Source organism: Erwinia sp. MMLR14_017 (assembly GCF_033657285.1).
Classification (GTDB): Bacteria; Pseudomonadota; Gammaproteobacteria; order Enterobacterales; family Enterobacteriaceae; genus Erwinia.
In genome coordinates, this window is sequence record NZ_JAWVWP010000004.1 from 188,353 (window position 1) to 207,334 (window position 18,982).

17 protein-coding genes, 1 pseudogene and 1 other annotated feature are annotated in these 18,982 nt (G+C 55.0%); of the genes and pseudogenes, 14 read left to right on the forward strand and 4 right to left on the reverse strand.

The features are described 5' to 3' along the window. Positions 1 to 41 precede the first annotated feature (41 nt). The 6 genes from SD961_RS08500 to htpG all read left to right on the forward strand — a co-directional run bounded on the left by SD961_RS08500 (position 42) and on the right by htpG (position 6,098). Positions 42 to 419, forward strand: a complete 378-nt coding sequence (locus tag SD961_RS08500) for a DUF454 family protein (protein WP_318789945.1) — start codon at positions 42 to 44, stop codon at positions 417 to 419. A gap of 158 nt (positions 420 to 577) precedes the next feature. Next, positions 578 to 1,129 (forward strand): adenine phosphoribosyltransferase, encoded by a 552-nt coding sequence (apt, locus tag SD961_RS08505; protein WP_318789946.1) that lies wholly within the window; start codon positions 578 to 580, stop codon positions 1,127 to 1,129. A 78-nt stretch (positions 1,130 to 1,207) separates the two neighbouring features. Beyond that, positions 1,208 to 3,130, forward strand: coding sequence for a DNA polymerase III subunit gamma/tau (gene dnaX, locus SD961_RS08510; RefSeq protein WP_318789947.1), 1,923 nt, complete (start codon positions 1,208 to 1,210; stop codon positions 3,128 to 3,130). After that, positions 2,472 to 2,533: a sequence feature (DnaX frameshifting element), on the forward strand. It overlaps the preceding gene by 62 nt. Before the next feature lie 52 nt (positions 3,131 to 3,182). Beyond that, positions 3,183 to 3,512, forward strand: coding sequence for a YbaB/EbfC family nucleoid-associated protein (locus tag SD961_RS08515; RefSeq protein WP_147195861.1), 330 nt, complete (start codon positions 3,183 to 3,185; stop codon positions 3,510 to 3,512). Further along, entirely contained in the window at positions 3,512 to 4,117 is a 606-nt protein-coding gene (recR, locus tag SD961_RS08520; RefSeq protein ID WP_318789948.1) for a recombination mediator RecR, read from the forward strand. Before SD961_RS08515 ends, recR begins: the two co-directional genes overlap by 1 nt. 112 nt (positions 4,118 to 4,229) lie before the next feature. Beyond that, positions 4,230 to 6,098, forward strand: coding sequence for a molecular chaperone HtpG (gene htpG / locus SD961_RS08525; protein ID WP_318789949.1), 1,869 nt, complete (start codon positions 4,230 to 4,232; stop codon positions 6,096 to 6,098). Between the two features lie 112 nt (positions 6,099 to 6,210). On the opposite strand, the gene SD961_RS08530 is transcribed toward htpG, so the two are convergent. Continuing rightward, positions 6,211 to 7,086 carry a LysR substrate-binding domain-containing protein gene (locus SD961_RS08530; RefSeq protein ID WP_318789950.1) on the reverse strand — a complete coding sequence of 292 codons (876 nt, stop codon included), beginning with the start codon at positions 7,084 to 7,086 and terminating at the stop codon, positions 6,211 to 6,213. Between the two features lie 193 nt (positions 7,087 to 7,279). Between SD961_RS08530 and SD961_RS08535 the strand changes: the two genes are divergently transcribed. From SD961_RS08535 to SD961_RS08565, 7 genes are all read left to right on the forward strand, one after another. Next, the gene (locus SD961_RS08535) at positions 7,280 to 7,990 is read left to right on the forward strand and encodes a hypothetical protein (protein ID WP_318789951.1); all 711 of its coding nucleotides are present in this window, start codon (positions 7,280 to 7,282) and stop codon (positions 7,988 to 7,990) included. Between the two features lie 55 nt (positions 7,991 to 8,045). Beyond that, entirely contained in the window at positions 8,046 to 8,444 is a 399-nt protein-coding gene (locus tag SD961_RS08540; protein WP_318789952.1) for an NUDIX domain-containing protein, read from the forward strand. Next, positions 8,444 to 9,319, forward strand: coding sequence for a DUF6024 family protein (locus SD961_RS08545; RefSeq protein ID WP_318789953.1), 876 nt, complete (start codon positions 8,444 to 8,446; stop codon positions 9,317 to 9,319). The genes SD961_RS08540 and SD961_RS08545 overlap by 1 nt, the downstream gene beginning before the upstream one ends. After that, on the forward strand, positions 9,316 to 10,218 hold the full coding sequence (locus SD961_RS08550) for a DMT family transporter (protein WP_318789954.1): 903 nt from the start codon (positions 9,316 to 9,318) through the stop codon (positions 10,216 to 10,218). Before SD961_RS08545 ends, SD961_RS08550 begins: the two co-directional genes overlap by 4 nt. Positions 10,219 to 10,311: 93 nt before the next feature. Beyond that, positions 10,312 to 10,956: an adenylate kinase gene (gene adk / locus SD961_RS08555; RefSeq protein ID WP_318789955.1), complete on the forward strand. Its 645-nt coding sequence runs from the start codon at positions 10,312 to 10,314 to the stop codon at positions 10,954 to 10,956. Between the two features lie 115 nt (positions 10,957 to 11,071). Further along, the gene (gene hemH / locus SD961_RS08560) at positions 11,072 to 12,031 is read left to right on the forward strand and encodes a ferrochelatase (RefSeq protein WP_318789956.1); all 960 of its coding nucleotides are present in this window, start codon (positions 11,072 to 11,074) and stop codon (positions 12,029 to 12,031) included. A gap of 4 nt (positions 12,032 to 12,035) precedes the next feature. Further along, positions 12,036 to 13,340 (forward strand): inosine/guanosine kinase, encoded by a 1,305-nt coding sequence (locus SD961_RS08565; RefSeq protein ID WP_318789957.1) that lies wholly within the window; start codon positions 12,036 to 12,038, stop codon positions 13,338 to 13,340. A 45-nt stretch (positions 13,341 to 13,385) separates the two neighbouring features. On the opposite strand, the gene ybaL is transcribed toward SD961_RS08565, so the two are convergent. Together ybaL and SD961_RS08575 are read right to left on the reverse strand one after the other, a co-directional pair. Next, the gene (ybaL, locus tag SD961_RS08570) at positions 13,386 to 15,068 is read right to left on the reverse strand and encodes a YbaL family putative K(+) efflux transporter (RefSeq protein WP_318789958.1); all 1,683 of its coding nucleotides are present in this window, start codon (positions 15,066 to 15,068) and stop codon (positions 13,386 to 13,388) included. Between the two features lie 218 nt (positions 15,069 to 15,286). Then, positions 15,287 to 16,489 carry an MFS transporter gene (locus SD961_RS08575; protein WP_318789959.1) on the reverse strand — a complete coding sequence of 401 codons (1,203 nt, stop codon included), beginning with the start codon at positions 16,487 to 16,489 and terminating at the stop codon, positions 15,287 to 15,289. A gap of 216 nt (positions 16,490 to 16,705) precedes the next feature. Here SD961_RS08575 and ushA point away from each other — a divergent pair. Further along, positions 16,706 to 18,340: pseudogene (ushA, locus tag SD961_RS08580) on the forward strand (bifunctional UDP-sugar hydrolase/5'-nucleotidase UshA); the annotation flags it as partial. Between the two features lie 198 nt (positions 18,341 to 18,538). Here the strand turns inward: ushA and SD961_RS08585 are convergent. Then, complete coding sequence (locus SD961_RS08585) at positions 18,539 to 18,970, reverse strand: multidrug/biocide efflux PACE transporter (RefSeq protein WP_318789960.1); 432 nt, start codon at positions 18,968 to 18,970, stop codon at positions 18,539 to 18,541. Positions 18,971 to 18,982 lie beyond the last annotated feature (12 nt).

Below are 18,982 nucleotides of genomic sequence, written 5' to 3' on the forward strand. Positions count from 1 at the left end.
GAGTATGCTAGCCTCACCTCGTTAAGAGGAGGATTCAGGCAATGCAGCGTATCATTTTACTGATTATTGGCTGGTTAGCGATGGGGTTAGCCACACTGGGCGTGATTTTACCGCTGCTACCGACCACGCCTTTTCTGCTTTTGGCGGCCTGGTGCTTTGCACGCTCTTCCCCGCGTTTTCATCACTGGCTGCTGCACCGCTCTCTTTTCGGCCCCTATTTGCGTCACTGGCAGCAATATCGTGCGCTGCCGCCTAAAGCCAAAGGCAGAATGATTGCGTTTACGCTGATCACCTTTGCCATTTCCTTGTGGCTGGTCAACATCCTCTGGGTACGACTGATGTTACTCTGTCTGCTCTCGGTTCTGATCGTCTTTATGCTACGGTTACCTGTAGTGAAAGAGGGGCAAGAAAAGCGGTGATTTTATGGAGTATGGTTGCAATTGCCCGTGGGTTTGCATAGATTTGGTCGTTTTCGTGCGTGGTTTCCCCCTGACCGACCCGTTTTGCTCTGCGATTTCCGATCGTCAGCGCTCAGGAAGCCGCGCGAGTCAGATTTGTATTTACCAGGCATAACATTATGACCGCGACTGCTCAGCAGCTTGAATTTCTTAAAAACAGTATCAAAAGCATCCCGGATTACCCCAAGCCGGGCATTCTGTTTCGTGACGTGACCAGCCTGCTGGAAGATCCTAAAGCGTTTGCGCTCAGTATCGAGCTGTTGGTAGAGCGTTTCCGTGATAAAGGCATCACCAAAGTTGTCGGCACCGAAGCCCGTGGTTTCCTGTTCGGCGCTCCGGTGGCTTTAGCGTTGGGCGTCGGGTTTGTCCCGGTGCGTAAGCCAGGCAAACTGCCGCGCAAAACCTTTGCTCAAAGCTACGAGCTGGAGTACGGCACGGATCAGTTGGAGCTGCATTGTGATGCGATTGGTGCAGGTGACGTTGTGCTGGTAGTGGACGATCTGTTAGCAACAGGCGGCACCATTGAAGCCACCGTTAAGCTAATCCGCCGCGCTGGTGGTGAAGTAAATCACGCCGCTTTCATCATCAATCTGTTCGACTTAAGCGGCGAAGCGCGCCTGAAGGCGCAAGGCATCGACTCTTACAGCCTGGTTAACTTCCCGGGTCACTGAGACCAGACGTTCAGCCTCGCCGTAAAGGTGGGGCTGTGTTAGCATTACCCTCCGGTTCACAACACATTCCGCGAATTAATGAGCTATCAGGTACTGGCCCGCAAGTGGCGTCCCCAAGCGTTTACTGATGTAGTCGGTCAGGAGCATGTCCTGACAGCGTTGGCTAATGGCCTGTCGCTCGGCCGCATCCATCACGCTTATCTTTTTTCCGGCACCCGAGGTGTGGGAAAGACCACCATTGCCCGTCTGTTGGCGAAAGGCCTGAACTGCGAAACGGGCATTACGGCTACGCCATGCGGTCAGTGTGATAACTGCCGCGAGATTGAGCAGGGCCGTTTTGTCGATCTGATTGAGATTGACGCCGCTTCCCGAACGAAAGTTGAAGACACGCGCGATCTGCTGGACAACGTGCAGTACGCTCCAGCGCGTGGACGCTTTAAAGTCTATCTGATTGATGAAGTGCATATGCTCTCGCGTCACAGCTTTAATGCGCTGTTAAAGACGCTGGAAGAGCCGCCCGAGCATGTCAAATTCCTGCTGGCGACCACGGACCCGCAAAAACTGCCGGTAACAATCCTCTCGCGCTGTTTGCAATTTCATCTGAAAGCGCTGGATGTCGGGCAGATTCGGGGGCAGCTGGAGCATGTGCTGCACGAAGAGAAGATAGAGGCTGAAACTCGTGCGCTGCAGCTTCTGGCGCGTGCCGCTGATGGCAGTATGCGCGATGCGCTGAGTCTTACCGATCAGGCTATTGCCATGGGGCAAGGGCAGGTAACCACCGACACCGTGAATGCCATGCTCGGCACGCTGGATGACGAACAGCCGCTGGCGCTGATTGAAGCGCTGGTGAATGCTGAAGGCGAGCAGGTGATGTCGCTGCTGAATCAGGCGGCCTCGCGCGGCGTGGAGTGGGAAGCGTTGCTGGTTGAAATGCTGACCCTGCTGCACCGCGTGGCGATGATCCAGCTGCTTCCTTCCGCGCTGGGTGACGATTACGCCGCCGTAGAGCAGCGCCTGCGCGAACTCGCGCGCGTATTGCCGCCAACGGATGTGCAGCTTTACTATCAGACGCTGTTGGTAGGCCGTAAAGAACTGCCGCTGGCGCCGGATCGCCGCATGGGCGTGGAAATGGCGCTGCTGCGCGCGCTGGCTTTTCATCCAAAAGAGGTGATTGCCGAACCAGTTGCCCGTCCGGCAATGACGCCGCAGGCTCAGCCGGTGGCACCGCCAGCACCGCCGGTGGCAGCCACGCCGCCGCATACCGGTCAGGAGGCCGAGCCTCCCGGCAATTTACCCGATACCACCAGTCAGCTGCTGCAGGCGCGAACGCAGTTAATGCGCCAGCAGGGAGCGACCAAACCAAAAAAGGGTGAGCCGGCAGCGCAAAGTGCGCGGCCGGCAAGTTCGGCGCTGGAGCGGTTGGCTTCAGTTACCGAGCGCAGCCAGAAGCGGCAGGCAGCCGCTGAACCTGCCGCGCCGGTAAAAAAAGAGGCTTATCGCTGGAAGGCGACGATCCAGAGCGAAGTTAAGCCGGAGCCGGTTGCCACACCAAAGGCCTTGCGTACGGCGCTGGAGCATGAGAAAACCCCAGAGCTGATGGCGAAACTGGCTGCCGAATCTCTGTTACGCGATCCCTGGGCCGCAGAAATCGCCGCGCTGACATTACCGAAACTGGTGCAGCAGATGGCATTGAATGCATGGAAAGAGGAGACGGAAAGCGGCGTTTGCCTGCACCTCCGTTCCAGCCAGCGCCACCTTAATTCACCGTCGGCGCTGAAAGTGCTGGCAGAAGCAATGAGTGAGGCAGCCGGTCAGCCGGTTGAACTCACAGTGACAGAAGATGATAATCCAGCAGTGTTAACGCCGCTGGAATGGCGTCAGGCAATTTACGAAGAGAAGCTGGCGCAGGCGCGTCAGTCGATTATCGCGGATAATCATATTCAGACGCTGCGTCGGTTCTTTGATGCAGACGTGGATGAAGAGAGTATTCGCCCCCTTTGAAACGCTGCATGCTCGCGCCAGTGAGATGCGGCCCGATCTGAGAGAGAAAACTATGTTTGGAAAAGGCGGACTGGGTAACCTGATGAAACAGGCCCAGCAAATGCAGGACAAAATGGCTCAGGTGCAGGAAGAGATTGCTGCCATGGAAGTGACCGGTGAATCAGGCGCAGGCCTGGTGAAAGTCACCATTAATGGCGCACACAACTGCCGTCGCGTGGAAGTTGATCCCAGCCTGCTGGAAGATGACAAAGATATGCTGGAAGACCTGGTCGCTGCCGCATTTAACGATGCGGCACGCCGCGTAGCGGAAGCACAGAAAGAAAAAATGGCCGGCGTTTCTAACGGTATGCAGCTGCCACCTGGCTTCAAGATGCCGTTCTGATGCAAACCAGCCCGCTCCTTGAAAGCCTGATGGAGTCGCTGCGCTGTTTGCCGGGCGTGGGGCCGAAGTCGGCCCAACGTATGGCTTTCCAGCTGTTACAGCGCGATCGTAGCGGTGGCATGCGCCTGGCGCAGGCTTTGACGCGTGCCATGTCAGAGATTGGTCACTGTGCCGACTGCCGGACCTTTACCGAGCAGGAGATCTGCACCATCTGCGCCAATCCGCGTCGACAGCAAAACGGGCTGATCTGCATTGTGGAAAGCCCGGCCGATATTCACGCCATTGAGCAGACCGGTCAGTTTGCCGGACGCTACTTTGTGCTGATGGGGCATCTGTCGCCGCTGGATGGCATTGGCCCCAATGATATCGGGCTGGACAGGCTGGAACAGCGGCTGGAAAAAGAGACGATTCAGGAAGTGATCCTCGCCACCAATCCCACGGTGGAAGGGGAAGCCACCGCCAACTACATTGCGGAAATGTGCGGGCAATATGGCGTGGAAGCCAGCCGCATTGCTCACGGCGTGCCGGTTGGCGGCGAGCTGGAAATGGTCGATGGCACCACGCTGTCGCACTCCCTTGCCGGACGTCACAAGATTAGATTCTAGCCATTCAACGGCACGATCCGTCGTGCCTGCTTGAAATTCTCGCTTTTGCCCCCACTCTACTTCTCAACCTATATCCATCCGTACATCCGTATTAGTTGAGGTAGCAATGACCATGAAAGGACAAGAGACGCGTGGCTTCCAGTCAGAGGTAAAACAGCTTCTGCACCTGATGATCCATTCCCTCTATTCAAACAAAGAAATCTTTCTGCGTGAACTGATCTCCAACGCCTCTGATGCCGCCGACAAGCTGCGCTTCCGCGCGCTTTCCACGCCGGATCTCTATCAGGGCGATGGCGACCTGCGCGTGCGGGTTTCCGTGGATAAGGAGAACCGCACGCTGACGCTGAGCGATAACGGCATCGGCATGACGCGTGACGAGGTCATTGAAAACCTGGGTACCATTGCCAAATCCGGGACTAAATCCTTCCTCGAATCGATGGGATCTGACCAGGCGAAAGACAGCCAGCTGATCGGTCAGTTCGGCGTGGGCTTCTACTCCGCCTTTATCGTGGCAGATAAAGTGACCGTGCGCACCCGTGCGGCGGGTGCTACAGCTGACGAGGGTGTGTTCTGGGAATCCGCAGGTGAAGGCGAATATACCCTGGCGGATATCATCAAAGAGGATCGCGGAACCGAGATCACGCTGCATCTGCGTGAAGGTGAAGATGAGTTCCTGGATACCTGGCGCGTTCGTAGCATCATCAGCAAATACTCCGACCATATCGCGCTGCCCGTCGAAATTGAAAACCATAACGAAGAAGATGGCACCAGCAGTTGGGAAAAGATCAATAAAGCGCAGGCGCTGTGGACGCGCAATAAGTCTGAAATCAGCGATGAAGAGTACAAAGAGTTCTACAAGCACGTTTCTCACGACTTTGCCGATCCGCTCACCTGGAGCCACAACCGCGTTGAAGGGAAGCAGGAATATACCAGCCTGCTCTATATCCCGACTCAGGCACCGTTTGATATGTGGAACCGCGACCACAAGCACGGTCTGAAACTCTACGTGCAGCGCGTGTTTATCATGGACGACGCTGAACAGTTTATGCCGAACTACCTGCGCTTTGTGAAAGGGCTGATCGACTCCAGCGATCTGCCGCTGAACGTTTCCCGCGAAATTCTGCAGGATAGCCGCATCACTCAGACGCTGCGTAATGCGCTGAGCAAGCGTGCCCTGCAGATGCTGGAGAGAGTGGCGAAAGATGACGAAGAGCAGTATCAGAAATTCTGGCAGCAGTTTGGTATGGTCCTGAAAGAGGGGCCAGCGGAAGACAGCAGCAACAGCGAGACCATCGCTAAGCTGCTGCGTTTCGCCAGCACCAGCAGCGAAGGGCCAGCTCAGACCGTGTCGCTGGAAGATTACGTCAGCCGCATGGTTGAAGGTCAGGATAAGATCTATTACATCACTGCGGACAGCTATGCCGCAGCGAAAAGCAGCCCGCATCTGGAGCTGTTCCGCAAAAAAGGCATCGAGGTGCTGCTGCTCTCCGATCGTATCGATGAATGGATGATGAGCTATCTCACCGAGTTCGACGGCAAATCGTTCCAGTCTGTCAGCAAAGCAGATGATGCGCTGAGCAAGCTGGCCGATGAGGAGAGCGAAGAGCAGAAAGAGGCGGAGAAAGCGCTGGAGCCGTTCGTGGAGCGGGTGAAAACGCTGCTGGGCGACCGCGTGAAGGAAGTTCGTCTCACGCATCGTCTGACCGATACGCCAGCCATTGTCACCACCGAAGCCAACGACATGAGTACGCAGATGGCGAAGCTGTTTGCTGCTGCTGGTCAGGCGGTGCCGGAAGTGAAGTACCTGTTCGAGCTGAACCCGGATCACGCACTGGTGAAGCGTGCTGCCGATACGCAGGATGAGGCGCAGTTTGCCGAGTGGGTAGAACTGCTGCTGGATCAGGCGATGTTTGCTGAACGCGGTACGCTGGAAGATCCTAACCAGTTTATCCGCCGCATGAACCAGCTACTGCTGGGCTAAGCGGAGATAATGAGGGAGCGCAGAGATGCGCTCCTTTTTTCTTTCTGCTGCCAGATGAGAAAACAGGCACCCCCTGTTTTCAGCCAGAAACAGAGCCGGGAGCACTCTCTGCTTATCCAGTCATTCCCGCTTCTTCCAGCAGCCAGCGGCGAAACAGCTCAATTTCCCTCTCTTCCTTGCGTGACGCCTTGACCATCATCCAGGTCGCTCTGTCTACTTCCGCAAAGCCTAATGGCGCGATCAGCATGCCCTCACGGACCTCTTTTTTAACCAGAATTTGCGGCGTCATAATGATCCCCAGTCCATTTCTTGCTGCCTGAATGGCCAGCGTCAGATTGTCGAAATGCTTGCCCGCCCAGAAATCCCCGCGAGCGCCGGTTTTCCTCGCCCACTCAGCCCAGGCATGCAGCTTGGTATCCGCATGCAGTAATGGCAGGGTGGAGAAGTCCGTTTCATAAGTGAAGCGGTTGCTGAAGGAGGGCGCACAAACCGGACCAATATAATCTACGGTGATAAGTGTCGCGGCGATATCATCCTGCACCGGCTGTTCATGGCTCAGGATCAGCACATCAGAATGCTCGTTTCTCACCCGCCCGATATCCACATGCGTCTGAAACGTCAGCGCTATATCCTTATGCCGCTCCGTGAAGCGGCTAATCCTGGGGATCAGCCACTGCGCAAGGAAGCTGGGCGCACAGGAAACGGTCAGACTGTTAAGGTTTCTTGCCCGGATCTTCTCACACGTTTTTTCAATCTCCCGAAACGTCTGCATGCAGCACACCTTCAGCCGCTCGCCGTCTGAGGTGAGCTGCACGCGCCCGTTTGCCCTCAAGAACAACGGCTTTTCCAGCCACTCCTCCAGCAATTTGATCTGGTGGCTGACAGCACTGTGCGTCACGTTGAGCGACTGCGCAGCCAGACTGAAGCTCTGGTGCAGCGCCGCCTGATGAAAATAGCGCAGGGCGCGCAGGGAAGGTAGCCCGGACATAAGCATTCTCTGTTAGAAAAACTAACAGTGAGTGTCTGTTTATATCATTTTAAAGTCCAGCCTGTTTTCCCTAATCTGAATCTGGAGACGGGAAAGCCTGCGCCACAGCGAAGCGACAAGAACTCCCTGTTCAGCCCTTTTGTCCCCAATTTAGCCCACGATTACATTCAACAGCGACGTGAAGGAAAGGAAAATGACAAACCAGCATTCCGTAAAAACACAGCTTGTAATGTTTACCGGTGGTCGGGATAGCACCCTGGCGGCATGTTATCTGATGTTACAGGGTATCCCTATACACCTCTGGTCAGGAAACAGTGGATGTTCACTGCATCGTGGCATTTTATCGCACCGGGTGGATGAATTAAAAAACCGGTTTGGCGATCTGGTCGTGGGCCATACCGTGGCCGATATCAGCGGGGCGTTTCGCTCCATCGCTATCGAGCATCTGGAAGACGATATCCTTAAATACCGCAAAAACCTGGTGCTGTTGGGTGAGAAACTGGCCATCCATGCGCACCTGGTAGATTTCTGCCGTCGCAACGACATCAACACCATTAATGACGGCATCACCCATTATCAAATGGAATTCCCGGAACAGCGACAGGTTGCGAAGTCGTTTCTGATGGAGATGATGGCGCAGTTTGACATCAACTATCAGTCGCCAATCTATGAATTCGCCCAGTCTGCGGATGATGTGAAATATCGCCTGTTGCAGCTTGGTATCTCTACCAAATCCCTGGAAGGGATCAGCATTTTTGCCGACAGCTTCTCCACGCCCAGTGATGAAGTGATCCTCTCTTACCTGAAAGATAAGACCCCGCTGGCTCTTAACATTGTCCGTTTCCTGGCGGGTGAAACACTCTCCACGCCAGTGATGAGTAAAGCGACCAGTGCGGCAGCCTGAAGCCACGTTAACCCAGGACATAACCTTTGGGTTAGGTCCTTTTCTGGAGCCTGATATGAAAGTCATCGTGAAGTGCGCGGCCATCATTATCTGGCAGCGTTCACTGCTGCTAACGCGTAAGCGTGGCACCTCTGTTTTTATCTCCCCCGGCGGTAAGCCGCTGGTGGGAGAAGATCATCTGGCCTGTCTGAAACGGGAATTGCAGGAAGAGTTGGGTGTGCAGGTGAAAGCCTTCCGGCCTTTTGGTCTTTTTCATGGGCTGGCGGAGTTTGAAGCCACTGCCATTGAAAATCACGTCTATCACGTTGAGATCACCGGGCAACCGCGCGCCGGATCGGAAATTGAAGAAATTGCCTGGGTCAATTACCGCAAGCCCCCCTGTGAAATCGCGGTGGGATCGATTTTCCGCGATAACGTTTTGCCACTGCTTTATCAACAAGAGTTGATCAATTAATGGACGCTTCCTCATTATCACCTCAGCTACAAAAAATCCACGGCGAGCAGTTTTATAAGCAAGCGCGTATGCAAAGAGATGAATTACGGGAAGAGCTCTCCCGACTCTATAAGCTACAGGATTACGATATTTTCTTCGTGCAGTCAGTGCGGGTAGGGTTGGTGATCCTTTCGCATCTTTTTCATAAGCAGGAAACGACCCTTTGCCTGGCAAAACATGCCCATTATCAGCCGATCAGCGAGCTGTTTCATCATCCTGCGTCGCAGTTCACCGGGCCGGGCAATGTCCCGATTATCACCCATGTTAACCCTTACACCGGTGCTGTGAATTCACTGACCGATTGCAAAGGAAAAGGGGTAGTGGACGGCTCCCATAGCTTCGCCACTAACCTGCACAGTGAGCTGATTGAAAACAGCTCGATCTTTGTGGCCCCGATGCACAAACACGCTTCATTAACCGTGGGGCTGGCGATTATTGCCCTGCGCCCGGAGCACTTCAGCACCCTGATGCGTAGCGAACTCCGGCTTTTTGAAGAGTCGACCGCCTCATCAAAACCGCTGGAAGAGGCGCTGGGCAATCTCTGTAGCCAGAGCTGGCAGCCTTTCAATGTGGCACGGGTGATGAAAGTGCAGATAGAGGATGTGGGCGGCATGGATTTCACCTCAGTGAGCCATCCCGGTTTACCGTTCAGCTGCTTTAACGTACCGCCGTTAAGCGAGGCGCTACAGCAGAAGGTGAAAGCTGCGGGGGCCAGTTATTTCCCTCACTCAGGCACCATTCGCCTCTCATGCTGGGCAAGAGGAGACGGCAGGAAAGCTGTTGATGTGACCGCACAAGTCGAACAACAACTCACACAGTTATGGGAGCGCGAATGAAACCGAACCCGCCTGTTAATGGCAATATGATTGGTATTCTGGGCGGCATTATCCTCAGTACCGACTCCCTGTTCATCCGTATGATGAATATCGAAAACTCATGGACGATTGTGGCGCTGCGCGGCTTTTTTATGTGGGCAGTCTGCCTGCTGGTTTGGGCCTGTTGGCGCAAAAGTCGCCGCACACTGGGTCAACCATGGCTGACCAGGGAGAATGCGCTCTCCACGCTCTTTTTCTGCATCGCTTCAGCCTGCTTCGTTAATGCGCTGAACCGGGGCAATGTGGCGACCGTGCTGGTAATAATCTCCTCAACACCCTTTATCTCTGCGCTGATATCACGGCTGTTTTTCCACATCAAAAGCGACCGAAGCGTGATGATTGCCGCTTTAGCCGGCATTGTGGGGGTGATCATTGTTATGTCCGGACGAAGTGAGGAGCATTCTGCCCTGGCCAATCTCTATGCGCTGGCCACGGCTGTTTCCATGGCGCTGGCCTTTATTTTCACCTCGAGGGTGAAAGGGGGCACAGTGGGGCTGCCTTCGCTGGGGGGGCTGCTGGCTTCCATTGCGATCGTGGTTTGTATGGGGCCGGAGCTGGGTGCCAGTCTGAAAACGCTGACTTTTGCGCAATATGGCTGGTCACTGGCCGAAGGGGCGCTGATTATGCCGCTGGCTATGGGTTTGATCGCCTTATCAACCCGTTACGTTTCTCCAGCCAATGCCGGGCTGTTTCTGCTGCTGGAAACCGCGCTGGCACCGTTATGGATGGCGCTTTTCCTGGGCGAAAAGCCTACAATTCAGGCAGTTATTGGCGGTGCCGTGATTATCAGCGCGGTGATTGCGCAAACGCTATACGCACGTCGTCAGATCGCGCATTCCCGCTATGCCGATGCAGGATAGACGCTGCGTTCCTTGTGGATAAAGGACCATAATGGTATGGTTCCAGGCTTGGATAAACAGTTAATTTAAGCGATTCGCAAGGGGATTTACGCAATGCGTATTATTCTGCTCGGTGCACCGGGTGCAGGTAAAGGGACTCAGGCTCAGTTTATTATGGAGAAATACGGTATTCCGCAGATCTCCACGGGCGATATGCTGCGCGCAGCGGTAAAAGCTGGCAGCGAGCTGGGTAAACAAGCCAAAGAGATCATGGACGCCGGTAAGCTGGTTACCGACGAACTGGTTATTGCGCTGGTCAAAGAGCGTATCGCTCAGGAAGACTGCCGTAACGGTTTCCTGCTGGACGGCTTCCCTCGTACCATTCCTCAGGCTGATGCCATGAAGGAAGCGGGGATCAAAGTGGATAACGTGCTTGAGTTTGCCGTACCTGATGAGCTGATCGTTGAGCGCATCGTGGGCCGCCGCGTGCACGCGCCTTCGGGCCGTGTTTATCATGTCACCTTCAACCCACCTAAGGTGGAAGGTAAAGACGACGTGACCGGCGAAGAGCTGACCACCCGTAAAGACGATCAGGAAGAGACAGTCCGTAAACGTCTGGTGGAATATCATCAGATGACCGCGCCGCTGATTGCTTACTACAGCAAAGAAGCCGAAGCCGGTAACACCGCCTATCACAAAATCGACGGCACCCGTAAAGTGTCTGAAGTCAGCGCTGAGCTGGCAAAAATCCTCGGTTAAGTTGTCAGGGGCCAGGTTTTCCTGGCCCCTACTGCAGCAATTGGTTTTCCCCCCGCCTTTTTCCGCTAGAATAAGTCTCGTTTTCATCACCCGAAATGCCCGATAAGGAACAGTAATGAGGCAAGACAAACCCGGCGTGCTGTTGGTGAACTTAGGCACACCAGACGCGCCTACCACGCCTGCCGTTAAACGCTATCTGAAACAGTTTCTCAGCGATCCTCGCGTCGTGGATACCCCACGCTGGTTATGGTGGCCGCTCCTTAATGGCGCGATCCTGCCGATCCGCTCTCCGCGCGTCTCAAAGCTTTATGCTTCCGTGTGGATGGAGGAAGGTTCTCCGCTGATGGTTTACAGCAAGCGGCAGCGTGATGCGCTGGCGGCTCGTGTGGATATGCCGGTCGCACTGGGCATGAGCTATGGCAACCCCAGCCTGGAAAGCGCGCTGGACAGTCTGATGGCGCAAGGTGTAACCCGCCTGATCGTGCTGCCGCTTTATCCTCAGTTCTCCTGCTCCACCGTGGCCGCCGTCTGGGATGGCATTACCCGCGTCTTCTCCGGGTATCGCAGCCTGCCGTCGGTCGACTTTATCCGCGATTATGCGGAGCATCCTGCTTATATCGCCGCGCTGAAAGCTTCTGTAGAACGCTCTTTCGCCACGCACGGTAAGCCGGATCTGCTGGTGATGTCCTTCCACGGTATCCCGCAGCGTTTCGCCGATGAGGGCGACGATTATCCGCAGCGCTGCTACGACACAGCTGAGGCGCTTAAGGCCTCACTGGGGCTGACCAGCCAGAATGCGCTGTTGACCTTCCAGTCCCGCTTTGGCCGCGAACCCTGGCTGACGCCCTATACCGACGAAACCATGAAGGCTCTGCCGGCAAAAGGGATTAAGCATGTGCAGATCATGAGCCCGGGGTTCTCGGCCGACTGTCTGGAAACGCTGGAAGAGATCAGCGAACAAAACCGCGAGTTCTTCCTGCATGCGGGCGGCAGCAAATTTGAGTACATTCCCGCCCTGAATGATGATGCATTGCATATCGATATGATGGTCGAGTTGGTTAACGGGCGGAGATAGCCAGATGAAATTTCCCGGCAAGCGCAAATCCAAGCACTATTTCCCGGTGAGCGCCCGCGATCCGCTGCTGCAACAGGCGCAGCCTGAGCAGGAAGTGACCGGCAGTTGGATAGTGGGGATCGACCAGACGCTGGTGGATATTGAAGCCAGAGTCGATGATGCCTTTGTGGCCCGTTACGGCCTGAGCAGCGGTCATTCACTGGTGATAACGGATGAGGTGGCGGAAGCGCTCTATGCTGAGCTGGTCCGGGAAAATCTTATCACCCATCAGTTTGCCGGCGGCACCATCGGCAACACGCTGCATAACTATTCGGTGCTGGCCGACGACCGGTCTGTACTGCTTGGCGTGATGTGCAGCAGCGTGCAGATTGGCAGCTACGCCTACCGTTACCTCTGTAACACCTCCAGCCGGACCGATCTCAACTATTTGCAGGGTGTGGACGGCGCCATTGGTCGCTGCTTTACGCTGATTGGCGAAAATGGCGAGCGAACCTTTGCTATCAGTCCCGGATTGATGAACCAGTTGAAGAAAGAGAGCATCCCGGAAGAGATGATTGCGGGCGCATCCGCGCTGGTGCTGACCTCCTATCTGGTGCGCTGCGCGCCAGGCGAGCCGATGCCGGATGCGACAATGGAGGCTATCGGGTTTGCTAAAAAGCATAATGTCCCGGTGGTGCTGACGCTGGGCACGAAATATGTCATTGGGGATAATCCCCAGTTCTGGCGTGAATTTCTGCACGAGCACGTTTCGATCCTCGCGATGAATGAAGATGAAGCGGAGGCGCTGACAGGGCTGAGTGACCCGTTAATGGCGGCAAACATGGCGCTCGACTGGGTGGATTTAGTGCTCTGTACCGCCGGACCGAACGGTTTATTTATGGCGGGCTTTACGGAAGAGGAGGGCAAGCGCGTTACGCAGCATCCTCTGCTGCCGGGCACGATACCAGAGTTCAACCAGTATGAATTCAGCCGGGCGATGCGTCATCAGGATTGCCAGCAACCGCTGCGCATTTTCTCGCACATCGCGCCGTATATGGGCGGCCCGGAAAAAATCATGAACACCAACGGCGCGGGTGACGGGGCGCTGGCGGCGATGTTGCATGACATTACGGCGAATAATTATCACCGTCTGAATGTCCCTAACTCCAGCAAGCATGGGCGCAGTTACCTGACCTACTCTTCGCTGGCGCAGGTCTGCAAATACGCCAACCGCGTCAGCTACCAGGTGTTAAACCAGCATTCGCCGCGCCTGACGCGCGGTCTGCCGGAGCGGGAAGACAGTCTGGAAGAGTCTTATTGGGAGCGGTAATCTCCCGCCTCCGGTATCCGCATGGCGGGCGCCGGAGGCAGCTGTTCAGACCGGACAGTGGCCCCTAATCTCCTCTGCATCCGTCTGCATTAACAGATGCATGCTTCGCGCAATTTCCCGTTCCCCCATCACAACCCGATCTGCTCCACGCTCGGTAATATAATCCACCTCAGCGTCATAATGCGCGCGAGCAATAATCTCAATAGTGGGGCGCTTTTCCCGCGCGGCGGTAACAATTTCTCCCGCTTCATACCCGTCAGGAATGGTCAGCAGCAGCCAGCGGGCGCAGTCCAGACGCGCCAGGTCCATCGTCTCTGCGCGTGCGGCGTTGCCCAGCACGGCATTGATCCCTCGCTCCCGCAGCGCTTCTACCCGGTTACGGCTGTTTTCCACCACCACGATGGGAACACCTTCTTCCATCAGTTTCTTGCCAAGCAGGCTGCCAACCCGGCCAAACCCCACCACGATGGCGTGATTGCAAAGGTTCACCGGGATCTGCTTCTCTTCCTCAATCGCCTCTTCAAGGAGACGATCGTCCAGAGTGCCGGTTTTATCCAGATAACGCTGCAACAGCACAAACAGAACCGGGTTAATCATGATTGACAGGATCGCGCCCGCGAGCACCAGATTGCGGCCTTCCGCAGTGAGCAGATTAAGCGAAATACCCAGCCCGGCGAGGATAAAGGCGAATTCGCCAATTTGGGCCAGACTGACGGAAATGGTCAGCGCTGTACGGCGTGAATGGCCGAACAGCCGCACCAGCAGCAGCGCCACCAGTGATTTTCCCAGGACAATAATCGCCAGCACGCCCAGCACCGCCAGCGGCTCATTGAGCAGGATCATCGGGTCGAACAGCATGCCTACCGAGACAAAGAACAGCACGGCGAACGCATCGCGAAGCGGCAGTGTGTCATGGGCGGCGCGGTGGCTTAGCTCAGATTCATTCAGCACCATACCGGCAAAGAAGGCGCCCAGCGCAAAGGAGACGTCAAAGAACTCGACGGCGCCAAAGGCGATCCCTAACGCCAGGGCAAGCACCGAGAGGGTAAACAGCTCGCGCGAGCCGGTTGCCGCACTGCGGGCGAGGATCCACGGCACCACGCGTTTCCCTACCACCATCATCAGTACCATAAAGGCCACGACTTTACCGATGGTGATCAGCAAGTCGAGCAGCACAATGCTGAGGCTGGCATTGCCCTCTTCAAACATACCGGCAATGGCGGGCAACAGCACCAGCGCCAGCACCATGACTAAATCCTCCACAATCAGCCAGCCGATGGCGATCTGCCCGCGCTGGCTGTCGATAAGCTGCCGCTCTTCCAGCGCGCGCAGCAGCACCACCGTACTGGCCGTTGAGAGACACAATCCGAACACCAGACCCGTGAGCCAGGGCCACCCCATCGCCCAGGAAAGCCCCATTCCCAGCAGCGTAGCCACCGCAATCTGCGCAACAGCGCCGGGAATGGCAATCGCCTTTACCGCCATCAGATCCTTCAGAGAAAAATGCAGACCAACGCCAAACATCAACAGGATCACCCCCAATTCGGCCAGCTCAGGAGCCAGATTGGTATCCGCTACAAAGCCTGGCGTAAAAGGGCCAGCCAGAACGCCCGCTAACAGGTATCCCACCAGGGGTGAAATACGCAGACGGTTGGCCAGCATACCGAAGAGGAAGGCGAGGACAAGGCCTCCAACAAGGGTGGTGATAAGCGGGGTGGTGTGGTGCATGCCTCTCTCCTTTGTGTGCAAATGTATCCGGTTGTAATTTTTAAGTGTATGGCATAATTCGCCTCAGTGCCTGATATAAAGGGTAATAACAGGGTTAAAAAGGGGGAATGCGGGAAAAAAGAGAGGTAATCGACGTTTCTCAAGGTTTACCAGTATGGGGCCAGATGCATTGAAGGAAATAAGCGGCGCCGAATGCAATTATCCCGCGCCGGTACTGGCTATTTCTTGCGATTATCCGGCAGGAACAGGGTAAGAATGCCTAATAGCGGGAGATAGGCACAAATTTGATAAACTACATCAATACTGCTGTGGTCGGCGACTACGCCTAAAACCGCAGCGCCAAGACCGCCCATGCCGAAAGCAAAGCCAAAGAACAGGCCCGATACCATGCCGATACGGCCCGGCATCAGCTCCTGGGCATACACGAGGATGGCGGAAAAAGCGGAGGCCAGTATAAAACCGATAATGACCGACAGCACGCCTGTCCATGCCAGCGAAGCATGCGGCAGCAGCAGAGTGAAGGGCGCAACGCCAAGAATAGAAACCCAGATAACCCGCTTACGGCCAACTTTGTCGCCAATCGGTCCGCCAATCACCGTTCCCGCCGCAACGGCAAACAGAAAGGCAAACAGGTGAAACTGGGCGTTTTGCACAGAAAGGCCAAACTTCTGCATCAGATAAAAGGTGTAGTAGCTACTGAGGCTGGTGAGATAAAAGTATTTTGAAAAAATCAGCACCAGCAGAATTGAGATGGCGAAGGCAACTTTACGGCGGGGTAAAGTGGTTATCTCCTGAGGCGCTGCGCTGCTTTTAGCGACCCGTTGCTGAGCCTGATACCAGCGGCTGATTTGCAGCAGCACCACGATGGCCAGCAGGGCAGCCAGGGTAAACCAGGCGACATTGCCGCGGCCATAAGGAGCAATAATCAGTGCGGCCAGCAGTGGCCCCAGCGAACTGCCAAAGTTACCGCCTACCTGAAACAGGGACTGCGCCAGACCATGCCGTCCCCCGGAAGCCATACGCGCCACACGGGAAGATTCGGGATGGAACACTGAGGAGCCGGTACCCACTAACGCAGCAGCCAGCAGAATGGTGGGAAAGTTGCCCGCCATCGCTAACAGTACCAGTCCGCCAAGCGTAAATCCCATGCCAATCGGCAGTGACCAGGGCTGGGGATGCTTATCGGTGTAGTAACCAATAACTGGCTGAAGCAGCGAAGCGGTCACCTGGAAAGTCAGGGTGATCAGTCCCACCTGCACAAAACTCAGCGTGAATTCACTCTGTAGCAGCGGATAGATAGCCAGAATCAGCGACTGAATCATATCGTTAAGCAGATGGGCAATGCTGATTGCGCCCAGGATGCCAAAGGCTGTTCGCCTGGCGGGAAGAGAAGAAGAGGATAAAGTACGTTCGCTTGCCATGAGAAACCTGTGCATCCAGACAGTTAAGAGGATAATGACGTTTATTTTGCTGGCGGGCCGTTAAAACAGGCAGAGATAAGGCATCAGCATTAGCCCGCCCGATTATCCTGCGGCATAATCATCGAATAGTCACAAATTAATGACATTAAAGCCGTAAATTTTGACAAATGCTTTACGCTTGCGCGATTCATAACAAGGAGATTCGTTGTGCTTTCAATGAAAAAAAAGCTTGCCCTGACGCTGGTCCTGCTTACTACGCCACTGCTGGCTCAGGCCTGGGTTAAAGATCGGGTCTACAAATTTACCGTGCTTCACACCAACGATCATCACGGTCACTTCTGGCAAAACGATCGCGACGAATATGGCCTGGCTGCGCAGAAGACCATGATGGATCAGATCCGTTATGACGTACAGGCGCACGGCGGGCAGGTGCTGATCCTGTCGGGTGGAGATATCAATACCGGCGTGCCGGAATCCGATCTACAGGATGCCGAACCCGATTTTCGCGGTATGAATCTGGTGGGATACGATGCGATGGCTATCGGTAACCATGAATTTGATAATCCGCTTTCCGTGCTGCGCCAGCAGCAAAAATGGGCGAAGTTTCCGCTGCTTTCGGCCAACATTTATCAGAAAAGCACCGGCAAACGCCTGTTCCAGCCCTACGCCTTGTTTAACCGCGTCGGGCTGAAAATTGCGGTTATCGGCCTGACTACCGACGATACGGCAAAGATCGGCAATCCCGAATTCTTCACCGATATGGCGTTTCATAAACCTGCCGCTGAAGCCAAAGCGGTGGTGGAAGAATTGCGTAAAAATGAGAAGCCGGACGTGATTATTGCGGCGACCCACATGGGCCACTACGATAACGGCAATCATGGCTCCAACGCACCGGGCGATGTCGAGATGGCGCGCGAGCTGCCCGCAGGCTATCTGGATATGATTGTTGGCGGCCATTCGCAGGACCCGGTCTGCATGGCAAAAGAGAACGTCAAACAGGCTGACTATGTTCCCGGCACCCCGTGTCAGCCCGATCGCCAGAATGGCACCTGGATTGTTCAGGCTCATGAGTGGGGCAAATATATTGGCCGCGCCGATTTCACTTTCCTTAACGGTAAGCTGACTCTGGAACATTACGAGTTGGTACCCATCAACCTGCGACATAAAGTAAAAAATGCAGATGGCAGCGAAACCTGGATCAATTACACCCAGGAGATCGCCAAAAATACGGCGATGATGAAGCTGCTGACGCCCTTCCAGAAAAAAGGGGAGGCGCAGCTGGGGGTGAAAATTGGCAGCGTCAACGGCCATCTTGAGGGCGACCGCAGCAAAATGCGCTTTGTTCAGACCAATCTTGCCAGAGTGATCCTTGCTTCGCAGATAGAAAGGACTAAAGCTGATTTCGCTGTGATGAGCGGCGGCGGCGTCCGGGACTCGATTGAGTCCGGCACTATTTCCTATAAAGATGTGCTTAAAGTACAACCCTTTGGTAATACGCTGACCTATGTAGAGATGAAAGGCAGCGAAGTAGAGAAATATCTTGCGGTGGTGGCGAACAAGCAGGTGGATTCTGGTGCCTATGCCCAGTTTGCCAACGTCAGCCTGATTGCTTATGGCAGCGGTGTGAGTGATATCAAAATCAAGGGCGAGCCTTTAGATCCAGAGAAAACTTACCGCATGGCGACGCTGAGCTTCAATGCCACGGGGGGCGATGGTTACCCGCCTGTTAATCAGTTGCCCAGCTATGTGAATACCGGTTTTATTGATGCGGAAGTGCTGAAGCAATATATTCAGAACCATTCACCGTTGGAAGCCGCAGCCTATGCGCCGAAAGGAGAGATTGTTTATCAGGAAAAAGCGCCTGAGCCGGTAAAAGAAAAACCGGCTAAGCCGAAAATCTGGCGGCTGTTCAGAATCGACACGGCAATGAATCAGCGGCTGGAGAGTGAGAGAAAACATCTTCCGGGGCTGCCGTCTGAAGTCCATACGGCTTTAAGATAGCGGATAAGCAAAACGGCACCTGTCACGGTGCCGTTTTTGTTATCAGGATTAAACCTCACACTCTTTTCGCTCTGTCAGTCTGGCGCGTAGGGCGTCATAAACCCAGTTATAGGCTATCGTGTAGGGCAGGAAGAAGAGGAAGAAAGAGACCTCCAGTAAAAAAGCCTGCCACAATCCAGTGCCCAGCATCCAGGCAGCAATCGGCAAGCCGATGCCGATAAAGCCACCTTCAAAGCCCACGGCATGCAGGATACGCAGCTTTAGCCCGCGCTTTATCGTGGGAGGTGCCAGCCGATCGAAACCTGCGTTATAAAGCATGTTCCAGCCCATCGCTACCGTCGAGAGCATAATGGCTAACGCGCCCATCTGAAACAGCGGCTTCTCCATGATCCAGGCGGCAAGCGGGGAAACCAGCAGGATCGCCAGTACCTCGAAGCCTGCGGCATGACAAAAACGTTCTTTCAGCGTTCTGGTACGCATAAACCCTCCTTA